The 13294-nt window shown below is 73.6% G+C and carries 12 protein-coding genes; 2 read left to right on the top strand and 10 right to left on the bottom strand.

Annotation, left to right across the window (positions count from 1 at the left end; translation table 11 throughout):
• Positions 1 to 134 precede the first annotated feature (134 nt).
• Positions 135 to 1352 carry a phosphoserine phosphatase SerB gene (gene serB, locus ACN9M0_RS07610; RefSeq protein ID WP_366040750.1) on the top strand — a complete coding sequence of 406 codons (1218 nt, stop codon included), beginning with the start codon at positions 135 to 137 and terminating at the stop codon, positions 1350 to 1352.
• Between the two features lie 76 nt (positions 1353 to 1428).
• Here the strand turns inward: serB and ACN9M0_RS07615 are convergent, their stop codons facing one another.
• The 4 genes from ACN9M0_RS07615 to ACN9M0_RS07630 all read right to left on the bottom strand — a co-directional run bounded on the left by ACN9M0_RS07615 (position 1429) and on the right by ACN9M0_RS07630 (position 3806).
• The gene (locus ACN9M0_RS07615) at positions 1429 to 1947 is read right to left on the bottom strand and encodes a SixA phosphatase family protein (protein WP_366040751.1); all 519 of its coding nucleotides are present in this window, start codon (positions 1945 to 1947) and stop codon (positions 1429 to 1431) included.
• Between the two features lie 35 nt (positions 1948 to 1982).
• Complete coding sequence (locus tag ACN9M0_RS07620) at positions 1983 to 2186, bottom strand: hypothetical protein (RefSeq protein ID WP_366040752.1); 204 nt, start codon at positions 2184 to 2186, stop codon at positions 1983 to 1985.
• 136 nt (positions 2187 to 2322) lie between these two features.
• Complete coding sequence (locus ACN9M0_RS07625; protein WP_366040753.1) at positions 2323 to 2439, bottom strand: SGM_5486 family transporter-associated protein; 117 nt, start codon at positions 2437 to 2439, stop codon at positions 2323 to 2325.
• Positions 2440 to 2456: 17 nt separating this feature from the next.
• A complete protein-coding gene (locus tag ACN9M0_RS07630; RefSeq protein ID WP_399696348.1) occupies positions 2457 to 3806 on the bottom strand; it encodes a CynX/NimT family MFS transporter in 1350 nt (449 codons plus the stop codon).
• A 63-nt stretch (positions 3807 to 3869) separates the two neighbouring features.
• On the opposite strand from ACN9M0_RS07630, the gene ACN9M0_RS07635 reads away from it, so the two are divergent.
• Positions 3870 to 4595: a FadR/GntR family transcriptional regulator gene (locus ACN9M0_RS07635; protein ID WP_366040755.1), complete on the top strand. Its 726-nt coding sequence runs from the start codon at positions 3870 to 3872 to the stop codon at positions 4593 to 4595.
• Here ACN9M0_RS07635 and ACN9M0_RS07640 read toward each other — a convergent pair.
• From ACN9M0_RS07640 to ACN9M0_RS07665, 6 genes are all read right to left on the bottom strand, one after another.
• Positions 4528 to 4950, bottom strand: a complete 423-nt coding sequence (locus ACN9M0_RS07640; protein WP_366040756.1) for a hypothetical protein — start codon at positions 4948 to 4950, stop codon at positions 4528 to 4530. The two genes, ACN9M0_RS07635 and ACN9M0_RS07640, sit on opposite strands and share 68 nt — an antisense overlap.
• Positions 4951 to 5108: 158 nt before the next feature.
• Positions 5109 to 5885, bottom strand: a complete 777-nt coding sequence (gene fabI, locus ACN9M0_RS07645; protein WP_366040757.1) for an enoyl-ACP reductase FabI — start codon at positions 5883 to 5885, stop codon at positions 5109 to 5111.
• A gap of 5 nt (positions 5886 to 5890) precedes the next feature.
• Positions 5891 to 6610, bottom strand: coding sequence for a 3-oxoacyl-[acyl-carrier-protein] reductase (gene fabG, locus ACN9M0_RS07650; RefSeq protein WP_030691676.1), 720 nt, complete (start codon positions 6608 to 6610; stop codon positions 5891 to 5893).
• Positions 6611 to 6760: 150 nt separating this feature from the next.
• Positions 6761 to 7567 carry a hypothetical protein gene (locus ACN9M0_RS07655; protein WP_426403332.1) on the bottom strand — a complete coding sequence of 269 codons (807 nt, stop codon included), beginning with the start codon at positions 7565 to 7567 and terminating at the stop codon, positions 6761 to 6763.
• Positions 7476 to 8453, bottom strand: a complete 978-nt coding sequence (locus tag ACN9M0_RS07660; RefSeq protein ID WP_426403333.1) for a hypothetical protein — start codon at positions 8451 to 8453, stop codon at positions 7476 to 7478. The genes ACN9M0_RS07655 and ACN9M0_RS07660 overlap by 92 nt, the downstream gene beginning before the upstream one ends.
• A gap of 1 nt (position 8454) precedes the next feature.
• Positions 8455 to 12996 carry a hypothetical protein gene (locus tag ACN9M0_RS07665; RefSeq protein ID WP_426403334.1) on the bottom strand — a complete coding sequence of 1514 codons (4542 nt, stop codon included), beginning with the start codon at positions 12994 to 12996 and terminating at the stop codon, positions 8455 to 8457.
• Positions 12997 to 13294: the final 298 nt, after the last annotated feature.

Below are 13294 nucleotides of genomic sequence, written 5' to 3' on the forward strand. Positions count from 1 at the left end.
TATTTCAGGCCCGGTCCCGTCTCGGAAAGTCGGGCCGCGTGAAGACCTTCGGTGCAGGGCCTGGACCACTCGGGTGTCCGCAGGGCGGGACGGGCGCTCGGGTGACACACGGTGCCCGATACGGTGGAACCACCATGAGCGCATCGCAGACCTCAGACGTTCCCACCCTTCTCGTCAAGATCTTCGGGAAGGACCGTCCCGGGATCACCGCGGGACTCTTCGACACCCTCGCCGCCTACTCCGTCGACGTCGTGGACATCGAGCAGGTGGTCTCCCGTGGCCGCCTCGTGCTGTGCGCGCTCGTCACCGAGCCGACCGTCGCCTCGCAGGGCGAACTCCGGGCCACCATCCACAGCTGGGCCGAGTCGCTGAAGCTGCAGGCCGAGATCATCTCCGGCACGGGCGACAACCGTCCCCGTGGTGAGGGACGCTCGCACGTCACCGTGCTCGGCAACCCGCTCACCGCCGAGCAGACGGCGGCCATAGCGGCCAGGATCGCGGAGACCGGCGGCAACATCGACCGCATCTTCCGCCTCGCGAAGTACCCGGTGACGGCGGTCGAGTTCGCCGTCTCCGGTTGCGAGACCGAGCCGCTGCGGACCGCGCTGGCCATCGAGGCGCACACCGTCGGGGTCGACGTGGCCGTCGTCTCCGCCGGTCTGCACCGGCGGGCCCAGCGGCTCGTGGTCATGGACGTCGACTCGACCCTGATCCAGGACGAGGTGATCGAGCTCTTCGCCGCGCACGCGGGCTGCGAGGACAAGGTCGCCGAGGTGACGGCGGCCGCGATGCGCGGCGAGCTGGACTTCGAGCAGTCGCTCCACGCGCGCGTGGAGCTGCTCGCCGGCCTCGACGCCTCGGTGGTCGACAAGGTCCGGGCCGAGGTGCGGCTGACGCCCGGCGCCCGGACGCTGATCCGTACGCTCAAGCGACTCGGCTACCAGGTGGGCGTCGTCTCCGGCGGGTTCACCCAGGTCACCGATGACCTGCAGGAGCGGCTCGGCCTCGACTTCGCCTCCGCCAACACGCTGGAGATCGTGGACGGGAAGCTCACCGGCCGGGTGACCGGCGAGATCGTCGACCGGGCGGGCAAGGCGCGGCTGCTGCGCCGGTTCGCCGCGGAGGCGGGGGTGCCGCTGGCGCAGACCGTGGCCATCGGCGACGGGGCGAACGACCTGGACATGCTGAACGCGGCCGGGCTGGGGGTGGCGTTCAACGCGAAGCCGGTGGTGCGTCAGGCCGCCCACACGGCGGTGAACGTGCCGTTCCTGGACACCGTGCTGTACCTGCTCGGCATCACGCGCGAAGAGGTCGAGGCCGCGGACGGCGGCGAGGGCGACCTGCTGCACTGAGCGGCCGGAGGACGGAGGAGGGCCCGGGCGTCGGACGACACCCGGGCCCTCCCGCGTACGGGATCAGGCGTACGGGTCAGGCGTGCGGGGTCCAGAAGTCGACGAGCCGTGCGACGCCGTGCTCCACGGACTTCCAGGAGCCGGTGAAGGTCAGGACGGCGAAGGCGGAGGTCGGGAAGCCGCTGCGGTTCATCCGGGGCAGGGCGTCCTCCTCGGACTCGCCCGCCAGGGCGTCGGCGAGCGCGTGCATCCCGGGGTTGTGGCCGATGAGCAGGAGGTCGTTCACGGCGTCCGGGGTCTCGTTGATCACGGCGATGAGCTCGCCGAGCGAGGCCTCGTAGATCCGCTCCTCGTACGTGGTCTTCGGGCGGTGCGGGAGCTCCCCGACCACCAGCTTCCACGTCTCGCGGGTGCGGGCGGCGGTCGAGCAGAGAGCCAGGTCGAAGGCGATGCCGCTCTCGGCGAGCCGGCGGCCGGCCACCGGGGCGTCCTGGCGGCCCCGATCGGCGAGGGGTCGCTCGTGGTCCGAATCGTCGTTCCAGTCTGCCTTCGCGTGCCGGAGGAGCACGATGCTGCGGGGTGTATCGACGCTCATGGTCCACAGCTTCCCACGAAACGGGCAGACGCGACTCAGAGAGAGAGCGTTTGCCAGAGGTGCTCCAGGACCCTGCCGACCGCCAGGTCACCCGTGGCCGCCCGGGCCCCACCGGACCCGGCCATGAGCACCAGGAGGGCGAGGAACGCGGCGGCCGGGAGGGCGAGTGCCCACCAGGGCAGCCGGGTGTCGACGCCGGTGGTCGTGGTCCGGATGCCGGGGTGCGTGGGGGCCGACATGGCCGCCTCCGTGGGTGAGTTCCGCGCTTTCGCCGTTGTCACCAACGTACGGACGGCACGTCCTCCGGCCCATCCGGCGATCCACCCACTTCACCCTGAGACCCGCCCCCTAGGGGATGCGGGGGCTACCCCCACCTCACGGGGAGGCGAAGGAGGCGATGACGGCGATGACGACCGTGATGCCGAGCATCGCGCCGAGCACGACGAGCAGCTTCTTCTGGCCGTTCTGGGGATTGGGTTCGAGGACTGGCATGGGAACAGTCTCGCATCTCAGCATTCGTCCTCGACCGTCCGGTCCCTGCCCGCCAGGGTTCCGACGATCATCTGCGGCACCATCAGTCCGCCCATGAGCGCGATGGGCAGTCCCCAGCCGCCGCTGTGCTGGTAGAGCACGCCGACGAGGAGGGGGCCGGGGATCGAGATGAGGTAGCCGACGCTCTGTGCGAAGGCGGACAGCCGGACGACGCCGGCGCCGGTGCGCGAGCGCATGCCGATCATCGTGAGGGCGAGCGGGAAGGAGCAGTTGGAGATGCCGAGGAGCACCGCCCAGACCCAGGCCCCGGCGGCGGGGGCGAGGAAGAGTCCGGTGTAGCCGGTGAGGCCGCACAGGCCGAGCGCGACGACGATCGGGCCCTGGTTCTTCATCCGGGTCGCGAGGCGGGGGATGACGAAGGCGAGCGGGACGCCCATGACCATGGTGACGGCCAGGAGCACACCCGCGGTGGTGGCGGGGACGCCGGAGTCGCGGAAGATCTGCGGCATCCAGCCCATGGTGATGTAGGCGCCGGTGGCCTGGAGGCCGAAGAAGACGCCGAGCGCCCAGGCGGTGCGGCTGCGGGTGATGCGCGGCGCGGGGGCACCGGCTTCCGGGGCCGCGGGCGCCGGGAGCACGGTGTTCCCGCTCCGGTCGCGCAGGAGCGGGAGCCAGGCCAGGACGGCGAGCGCGGCGAGGACCGCCCAGACGCCCAGGCCGAGCCGCCAGCCGCCGCCGAGGGCGTCGGTGAGGGGGACGGTGGACGCCGCGGCGACGGAGGTGCCGAGGGCGAGCGCCATCGAGTAGAGGCCGGTCATGCTGCCGACGCGGTCGGGGAAGTACCGCTTGACGATGACGGGCATCAGGACGTTGCTGACGGCGATGCCCATGAGGGCGAGGGCGCTCGCGGCGAGGAAGGCGGCGGTGCCGCTCGCGAAGGGCCGCAGGACGAGGCCGGTGAAGATCGCGGCCATGCCCGCGCAGACGACGGCGGCGGGGCCGAAGCGGCGGGCGAGGCGGGGGGCGGTGATGCCGAAGACCGCGAAGCAGAGCGGGGGGACGGAGGTGAGGACGCCGGCGACGCTGCCGCTCATGTGGAGGTCCGCGCTGACCTCTTCGAGGAGGGCACCGAGGCTGGTGATGGCGGGGCGCAGGTTGAGTGCGGCCAGGACGAGTCCGACGGCGACGAGCCCGAGGGCCCAGGTGCGCGCGGGGGCGCCCGGGGGTGTCGTACCGGATCCGCGGGCGCCGTCCGGTGCGGGAGAATCCCCGGCTGTGGTGGCCGCCGCCCTGGTGGTCCCGGCCGGTCGCGCGGTGGTGTCCGCCGGTGGTGCGGCGGGGTCGAGGGTCTTCGGCTCGTCAGGCATGAGGCCATCATAGAATCATGGGATGATTGGTTGTCCAATCTCGAACGAATGGGAAGGCGCTCCATGGCCCTCGGTCACCCCCGGCGCACCGGTCTCTCCGATCAGGTGATCTCCGAGCTGCGGAACCAGATCACCTCCGGCGAGTGGCCGGTGGGTTCACGCATCCCGACCGAACCCGAACTGGTCGAGCAGCTCGGCGTGGCCCGCAACACGGTCCGCGAGGCGGTCCGCGCGCTCGCCCACAACGGGCTTCTCGACATCCGCCAGGGTTCGGGGACGTACGTCGTCGCCACCAGCGAGCTCGCGGGCGTCATGCACCGGCGCTTCGCCGGCTCCGACCCCCGGCACGTCGCCGAGCTGCGCTCGACGCTGGAGTCCGCGGCGGCCCGGTTCGCCGCCGGGCGGCGCTCGGAGCGGGACCTGAAGCAGCTGGACGCCCTGCTCGGGCGCCGCGAGGAGGCGTGGGAGTCCGGGGACGCGGAGCGGTTCGTGACGGTCGACGCGGCCTTCCACCACGCGGTCGTCGCCGCCTCGGGCAACGAGGTGCTGACGGAGCTCTACGCGGACCTGGGCGATCTGCTGCGGGACTGGCTGCGCGACGACGTCGGGCAGGTGCTGCGGCCGGAGAACCACATGGACCACGCGCGCCTGGTGGACGCGATCCGCGAGGGTGATGCCGAGCGGGCCGGCACGGAGGCGGCCGGCTACCCCTTCATGTGCCTCAGGAGCCCCGTACCGGAAGAGGGCCGGGAGCGGGAGCAGGAGCCGGATCCGCGGGCTGGTGCGTGATCCAGGCGGACCGGACCTCCTTCCAGCAGCGGCCGGTGACCTGGGCGTAGTCGGCGGGTCCGACCTCCACGGGGGCGCTGTCGCTGTCGACGTCCCACCAGCGGTCGCACTCGACGTGGAGGCGGATCCGGTCGGTGCGGGGGTACGGGTTGCTGCAGTGGGCGGTGACGCGGGAGCCCTCGACGACGGTGCGGCAGGAGGCCCCGAAGTTCTCCGGCTCCTCGGCCGCCGGGGCGGTGGCGGGGCGCTCCTCGGCGGGGGCGGGAGCGGCCCGCACCTCGGTGGCTACGGCCGTCCCGGTGACCAGGACGGCGACGGAGGCTATCGCCCCGAAGCCGTGGCGTATCGCGCGCATGCCCGTACCTCCTCCCCGTCAGCAGCAGACCATCACGCTCTGCCTCAGTCTGGGGTCATTCGGGCTACTTTTCGAATCGTGCAGGAGTTGCGGAACGGCGAGGGCCGTGTGTCCGCCACGGGGGCGGGCACACGGCCCTCTTCTGCTGTACGGAGCGGTTACGCGCCGATGGCGTGCAGACCGCCGTCCACGTGGATGATCTCGCCCGTGGTCTTCGGGAACCAGTCCGAGAGCAGCGCGACGATGCCGCGGCCGGCCGGCTCCGGGTCCGAGAGCTCCCACTCCAGCGGGGAACGGCTGTCCCACACGGAGGCCAGCTCGCCGAAGCCCGGGATGGACTTCGCGGCCATGGAGCCGAGCGGGCCCGCCGAGATCAGGTTGCAGCGGATGTTCTGCTTGCCGAGGTCGCGCGCCATGTAGCGGCTGGTGGCCTCAAGCGCGGCCTTGGCCGGGCCCATCCAGTCGTACTGCGGCCAGGCGAACTTGGCGTCGAAGGTGAGGCCGACGACCGAACCGCCCTCGGACATCAGCGGCAGCAGCGCCATCGTCAGCGACTTCAGGGAGAAGGCGGAGACGTGCATGGCGGTGGCCACGGACTCGAACGGCGTGTTCAGGAAGTTGCCGCCGAGCGCGTCCTGCGGCGCGAAGCCGATGGAGTGCACGATGCCGTCGAGGCGGTCGCCCAGGTGCTCGCGGACCTGGCCCTCCAGGCGGGCGAGGTGCTCGTCGTTCGAGACGTCGAGCTCGAGGACCTTGACCTTCTCGGGCTTGGGGAGCTTCTTGGCGATGCGCTCGGTCAGCGTCGGCCGGGGCCAGGCGGTGAGGATGATCTCCGCACCCTGCTCCTGGGCCAGCTTCGCGGCGTGGAAGGCGATGGAGGACTCCATCAGCACACCGGTGATGAGGATGCGCTTGCCCTCGAGAATTCCGCTCATGGTGATCAGTGACCCATGCCCAATCCGCCGTCAACCGGGATGACGGCTCCAGTGATGTACGAGGCGTCGTCGGAGGCGAGGAACTTCACCGCGGCGGCGATCTCCTCCGGCTGCGCGTAACGGCCCAGCGGCACCTGCGACACGATGCCCGCGCGCTGCTCGTCGGTGAGCACCGCGGTCATGTCGGTGTCGACGAAGCCGGGGGCGACGACGTTGAAGGTGATGTTGCGCGAGCCCAGCTCACGCGCGAGGGAGCGGGCGAAACCGACCAGGCCGGCCTTGGAGGCGGCGTAGTTGGCCTGGCCCGCGGAGCCCAGCAGACCGACGACCGAGGAGATCAGGACGACGCGGCCCTTCTTGGCGCGCAGCATCCCGCGGTTGGCACGCTTGACGACCCGGAAGGTGCCGGTGAGGTTGGTGTCGAGGACGGACGTGAAGTCCTCCTCGGTCATGCGCATGAGGAGCTGGTCCTTCGTCACGCCGGCGTTGGCCACGAGGACCTCCACCGGGCCGTGCTTCTCCTCGATCTCCTTGTAGGCCGTCTCCACCTGCTCCGCGTCGGTGATGTCGCACTTGACGGGGAGGCAGCCGAGCTCGACCAGGGCGGCCGGGGGCTCGCCGGAGCGGTACGTGATCGCGACCTTGTCGCCGGCCTCGGCGAACGCGCGGGCGATGGCGAGGCCGATGCCCCGGTTTCCTCCGGTGACGAGAACCGAGCGGCTCAACGGATCACCCTTTCGATAGCGGTCTGGTAGCCGAAAACCTATCGGTATAGCTCCCGACATGAGGAATCGACCTCCGACAGTGGCGTACGGGCGTCACTGTCGGATCCCTACAGCTCGGGGACGGTACGAGCCGGGCTGTGGTTCCCCCCCCTAGGCGCGGAGGTCCGCCTGGGAGAGTTCGGCGCACAGGTCGTCGAGCGTCCGGTCGTACAGCACCGCGCGGTGCGCGAGGACGTTGCGCGCCGTGACGAGGAGCCGCAGCAGCCGGGCGTCGTCCTGGGGCAGGGCGACGGCTCCGCTGATGTGGGCGCGCAGGAGTTCCCCCACCTGGAGCTCCAGGAACACCCGCTCGGCCTCACCGCCGAGGTACGCGGGCGGACGGTCGGCGTAGTCGGCGACGACGGTGGCCGCCGGGCGGTTGAGGTGGCCGAGGGCCCGCGCGGCCAGGCGCTGCCGGGCCTCCTCGATCCAGGGCGTCAGGACGCGCTGCTGGGCCTGGGAGACATGCGAGGTGAGGCGGGCCCGTACGTCTCCGCCGGGGGCGCCCGCCGGGCCCGCCGGGTGCCAGACGGCCACGTGGGGGCGCAGCCGTCCCTCCCAGGAGACGACGGCGCCCCGGGCCCACGCCTGGCGCAGCTCCGCGCCGGGCCGCGGGAGCGCGCCGATCCGGCGCAGGGGCGGGCAGTCCCCCTGTGGCGGGCCGTCCGTCGACGCGAGGCAGTGGCCGAGGGCGGCGGCGAGGGTGTGCTGGGAGCCGTCCCACTCCAGGGCGAGCAGCCGCGCGAGCTCCAGGTCGGGGCCGCAGACCTCGACCACGGTCTCGGCGCGCACCGCCCGGCGGATCCGCTCCCCCAGCGGGTCGCGGTCACGGCCGGTCGCGGCGGGCCCGTGGTCGAGGACCGGGGCGATCGCGGTGGCCGTGTCGAGCCGGCCGAGCGTGCCCCACCACCAGTGCACGGCCGTGTCGCCGAGGCCGTGCCGGAGTTCGTCCGGGAGGCTCTCCGGCAGGTCGCGGAGCCGGGCGACGACGAGCAGCCGGGGGCGCTCGGCCGGCGGCAGGCGGCCGCCTTGCGGCGGCGAGCGCCCGGAAGAGCCGCGCCACGGCTGCGCCGCGTGCAGGCGTGGGGCCGATGCCCATGGCGAGGCTCGGCTCTGCCGTGCCCGGCACCGGGGGCTGTGCCCACCCTCCCCGTGACTCCGTCCGGGGGTACCCCCGTCGCACCGCGGGACGATCGGCCACGGCAGCGGGCTCCTCCGTCCACGCGCGGATCCCGACGACCGGGCGTCGGTGCCCGCCCGGGGCGACCAGGGCGGCGACGGCCTCGTCGGCGTCGACCGAGAGCTCCTTGCCCAGCCGGGCGAGCAGGCCCTCCGGGTCGTGGCGGGTGCCGGCGGGCTCCTGGCGGGGCGCCGGCACGCGGGGCGGGCGGCTTTCCAGGGACCAGCCGAGGTCGAGGTCGAAGCCGTCGTCGGGCAGGTCCAGGTACGGCAGCTCGTCGCTGTCGTCGTCCCAGCCCCAGGCGTCCTCCCCGCGGAAACCGGGCTCCGGTTCACGCGCGCGCGTGGACGCCGCGGCCGGGGCGGGGACGTCGACGCGTACCGGGCCGGCGAAGAGCGCTCCCCGGTACAGCTCGTCCGCGAGCCCCGACTCCACCAGGGCGTCGGTGACCAGCCAGAGGCAGTTCCGCCCGGCCGCGAGGTCGGCGGCGACGGCCCGGACCTGTGCCCGTACTCCGGGCAGGTCGCCCGGGTGGACGGCGTGCGCGGCCGCCGGGTCCGGTGGCCGCGCGGCCGCCCGGTCGACGGCGTGCGCGACCGCCTCGTGCGCCCCCGCGTCCGTCACGTCACTTCTCCCCGGCGGCCGCCCGGGACCGCACCGCGCGGTAGGTCACCGGCTCGACCGCGAAGCCCTCGGGCGCCTCGTCGAGGACGCCGAGCAGGCCCAGGTGCTGGAGCCAGGCGTCGGTGTCGGCGTCGGGGAGTCCGACCGCCGCCGCCACGTCGTCGCGCGGCACCCCCTCGCCCTCGTCCACGTACCCCGTCCAGGCCGCGAGGAGCTCCAGGTCGCGGGCGTCGAGCCCGGAGAGCCGCAGGTGCTCCTCGATGTTGCGGGGGCCGGCGATGAGGGCGCGTATGCGCTCGACGGCGTTGTCCAGGGTCGCCCCGTGCACGGACACGTCCGTCACCGCGGCCTCCATCCAGCGGGGCCAGCCGCCGGTCGCGGCGACGAGCCGGTCGCGGTCCTCCCGGGAGACGAAGGGGCACTCCGACCAGGCGCGCAGCGCGTCCGCGGTCCACCGCTCGGGGCGCAGCCACCGTACGGCGAGCTCCTCGTGCCCGTCGTCGGCGGCGAGTTCGGCGAGGACGGCCGCGTCGGCGACGACCACGACGGAGCGGTTCTCGTTGCCGCCGCTGCGCTGCTCGGTCTGCCGGACGATCCGGTCGGCTGCCGGTCCGGCGTGGACCAGCATCGAGCGGACGGCCTCGCGCAGCTCCTCGGGGGCGGCGCCGCGCAGGTCGGCCATGATCACGTGGGCCTTGCGGCGGCGTCGCTTGAGGAGGGCGGTGAGGTCTTCGCCGTGGGTGTACGGGACGACGTCGACGCCCCGGTTCTCGGCGAACGCGGTGACGGCCCGGCGGACCAGTTCGGGCCGGTGCAGGGCCGTGGTGCCGATGAGGCTGACGCCGGACTGGGCGGTCTCGTGGAGCTGTTCCTCGGTGAGCGGGCTGTAGGTCTGCACGTGCCGGGCGTCGCGGCCGAGGAGGCGCCGGGCGGCGTGCGGGTTGTAGTCGTACGGCAGGCCGAACTCGGTCTCGCGCAGTTCGAGTTCGAGCTCCTCGCGGGTGCCGAGCATGTTGACCACGTTGGGGCTGCGGACGGCGAAGCGGGAGCGGTCGCCGAGCTGGATGAGCAGGCCGAGGCCGACCATCTCGGTGAGGAAGATCTGCGCCTGCTTGGCGCTGAGCATCTCGAAGCCCTCGGGCCAGGCCTCCCGGGCCTCCTGGAGCAGTTCGCCCGCCGAGTAGTCGCCGCGGTAGCCGTCGGCGAGGCTGCGCAGGGCGATGACGAGGGCGAGGACGCGGTAGCGGTCCTCCAGGTTGATGGTGAAGCGCAGCCGCTCGGCGATCTGCTGGCGCACGGTCTCCGAGGCGGCGACCTTCTGGACGTCGGCCTCGGTGATCCGTACCGGGCCCTCGGAGAAGGCGTACGGACGGTCGTGGAGGACGCGGACGAGTTCGCGGCAGAAGATCTGCACCAGGTTGGCCTGGTAGTTGGTGATGGCGAGGATCCGCCAGACCAGTTCGGGGCGCTCGAAGAAGTGGCCGAGCGCGGACATGGGCTCGGTGACGAGCCGTACGGCCGCCTGGGTGCCGAGCGGGCCGACGAGGACGTCGGGGCCGCCGTGCACGGTGGAGACGTTGGAGAGGTGTCCGAAGCGCTGGACCTGGTGGAGACCCGCGAAGACGATCTTGAAGCGGCGTTCGGTGTGCTCCATGAGCCGCTGGAAGTGCATGACGTTGGGGAAGGTCGACTCGCTGCCGACGCGGTAGGCGCGGCGCGAGTCGGTGTTGAGGAAGGCGTCGGCCTCGTCGGCGAGGACGAGGATCCGACGGGTGTCGTCCTGGTCGAGCCAGGCCCGGATGTTGCGCACGACGACGTCGGGACCGGCCTGTTCGGACATCTTGTTGTTGAAGACGCCCTTGCGCTTGAGGTCCTCGACCAGCCGGCTCCAGATCCGGTCGGGGGCCTCGGCGTGGCCGATCTCGGCCTTGAGGAGGTCGAGGTAGACGGCGACGTGGGTGTCGGTGCGGCTCGGGAAGATCTCCGCGACCCGGCGCAGCAGCGCCGACTTGCCGAGCTGCCGGCCGCCGTAGAGGAACATGCCGCCCTCGCGGCCCATCACCTCCCGCATCTCCTCGTCGCGGCCGTAGAAGACCTCGGGCGGCACGAGTCCGGCGACGAACGGCGTGTACGGGTTGTACGCCGCCCAGGGCAGGGTCACGCGCTGGAGCGAGCGGAACGCGCCGGGCGCGCGCGCCGCCATCCACCCCATCACCGCGGAATCGACGACCAGCGCCTGCTGGGCGAAGGAGCGGGCGGACTCGGCGAGGCCCCGGCGTCCCTCCAGGCCGAGGGGGTGCAGGTAGAGCACGATGTTGGCGCCGACGTCGGCGTCCTCCAGGTGGGCGAGCGGGCCGTCGGCCGGCTGCTCCTCCCAGACGAGGAGGACGGTGTACGAGGACGCGCGGGAGCCGAGCGCCGCGACGTAGCCGGGGCGCTCGGCCACGCGCGCGCGTACCTTGAAGCGCCGCATGCCCTGCCCGAGGGCCACCCGCTCGGCGACGACCTGGGTCGTGGAGAGTTCGAGGCCGAGGAGGCGCAGCAGCCGGGGGATGTGCTGCTGCCATTCGCCGCGCCGCCCCTGCGGGGTGCACAGGGCCGCCCACGACTCCAGGCCGTTGACGGCGGCCGGGGTCAGCGAGGAGGCCGGGTCGCCGTAGTGCCTCGCCCACCAGCCGGCGTCGACGCCCTCGCCGCCGGCCTTCGGGGCGTCGGGGGCGGTGACTCCGGTGAGGAAGGCGGCGAGTTCCGAGCCGTCGTCGTACCGGGCGCCCTGCTCGGGCAGCGGGGTGTGGCCGGTCGCGAGCGCGAGGAACTCCTGCGCCGTGACCGTGTCGCCCTCGTCGATGAGGCGGGCGATGCGGTCGTGGTCCCCGGCGGACAGCGGCTGGTCCGGGCGGGAGCGGAGCTGGGCCAGGTTCACCCGCAGCTGCCGGGTGTAGTCGTCGACGAGGGTGACGAGTTCCTTCTCCAGGTCCCGCAGCGACTCCACGGCGAAGCGGTAGCGACCCGACTCCTCGCCGTCCGCGAACTCCTGGAGCCGGCCCACGAACTCCCGTTCCTGGTCGGCCGCGAGCTGGTTCAGCGTCCGCATCTGGGCGAGCAGTCCGGCCGCCGTGCGGTGGTGCTCGGCGACCTCCCGCCGCCAGTCCTCGTGTCCCTGGGCGAGCCGCCGGGCCGCCGTCTCACCCCACTCGGGGTCGGTGCAGCCGTACTCCTCCGGCTCGCTCTCGACCGCGGCGATCAGGGCCCTGGCGAGGTGCAGGTCGCCGTCGCCCAGGTACCGGGCGAGGGCGTACTCGGCGTCGGCGGGGACGAGCAGGGCGGCGATCCGGCGGGCCGCCCGGGGGTCGGCGAGGTCCGGGTCGCCGAGGGCGTCCCGGGGCAGGTCGGGCAGCCGGAGGAGGGCGTCGGCGGGCGGCACGGGGCCGCCGTTCTCACGGAGCCGGTCGGCCGCCGTGTCCGCGGGCCGGACCGGTTCGCCGGTCAGCCAGGCGCGCAGCAGTCCGAGCGCCGCGCCTCCCGTCCCGGCCGGGGCGGGCTCGTCGGTGACGTCCCGCAGGACCGAGGCCAGTTCCGGGATGCCCCGGTCGCTCACGCCCTGGTGCGGCCGGGCGGCGGCGTGGGCGGCCTCGGCGCGCATGAGGAGCTCGCCGACGCAGCGGCAGGCGGTGTGCAGCTGGCGGAGGGCGCCGGCGGTGATCGGCTCCTTGGCCTGCTTCGACGTACGGAACAGGGCGTCCGTGTCCTCGATGAGCCGGTCGATGTCCTCCGCCCGCCACAGGGCCTCGCCCAGGGCCCGGAAGCCGGGCGTGCCGGTGTACTGCGCGGGGCTCTGGCCCGACCACTCGATGATCTCGTTCAGCGCGTGGCGCACGGCGCCCGAGGGGCCGAGGAGGTGCTGGAGCACCTGGGACGCCCGCTGGTACTTCATCTTGCGGCGCGGCAGGTCGTCGAGCAGCTGCCGGGCGGTCAGGCCGATCTCCTCACGGGTGGCGGCCTCCAGGCCCTCCGCGCTGCCCTGGAGCATGCCGGGCTCGAAGGCGCGGCCGTCGCGGACGGCGGCCACGAGCACGTTGAGGAGGTGCTGCCAGGCGCCGCTGAGCCCCGAGGGCATGACGAACCCGCTGATCAGGCCGTGCGGCCAGCGGGCGGTGAGCCCGGTGCGCAGGGCCGCCGCCAAGGCCACCAGATGGGCCTCCCGGTCCTGCCCGGCGAGCGCGGGGTCGAGCTCGTGCGCCATCTGTACGGGGGTGGCCTCGCTGTCCGAGACGCAGCTGAACGCGGCGGCGGCGAAGGCGAGCGTCCGCGCCCGGACGTCGCTCTCGCGGGAGGCGACGGTCATCCAGTACGCCTCCGCCGGCCGGCCTTCGCGCAGCAGCCGCCCGACGGGCGGTTCACTGCCGGTGTCCCAGGGCGCGTACGGGTCCCAGTCGGGCGCCTCGACCCCGCTCGGCCAGGGCTCGTCCTCGACGGGAGCGGGCGCGGCGGACACGGGTGCGGCCGGGGTGGGGGCGGGCGTCGTGGGGGCGGTCGTCGTCACGACGGGGGCCGGCGGGGCGACGGGGGGCGGCGTGCCGGCGGGCCTGGGCGCGGGGACCGGGGCGGGCGGGGCGGCGGACTCGGGCCGGGGCCGGGGATGGGTCGCCGGTACGGGCGTGGGCTCGGGCTCGGCGACCGGCGCGGGCGCGGGTGCGGCGGCGGGCGCGGGCGCGGGTACGGCGGCGGGCTCGGGGGCGACGATCGGTTCGGGCTCGGGCTCCGCGATCGGCGCGGGCGGGGCCGTCGGCGTGGCCACCTCGGCCGGGGCGGCCGGGGACGCCGGGGCGGCCGGGGACGCG

This window comes from Streptomyces sp. R-07, assembly GCF_049913175.1.
Lineage (GTDB): Bacteria > Actinomycetota > Actinomycetes > Streptomycetales > Streptomycetaceae > Streptomyces.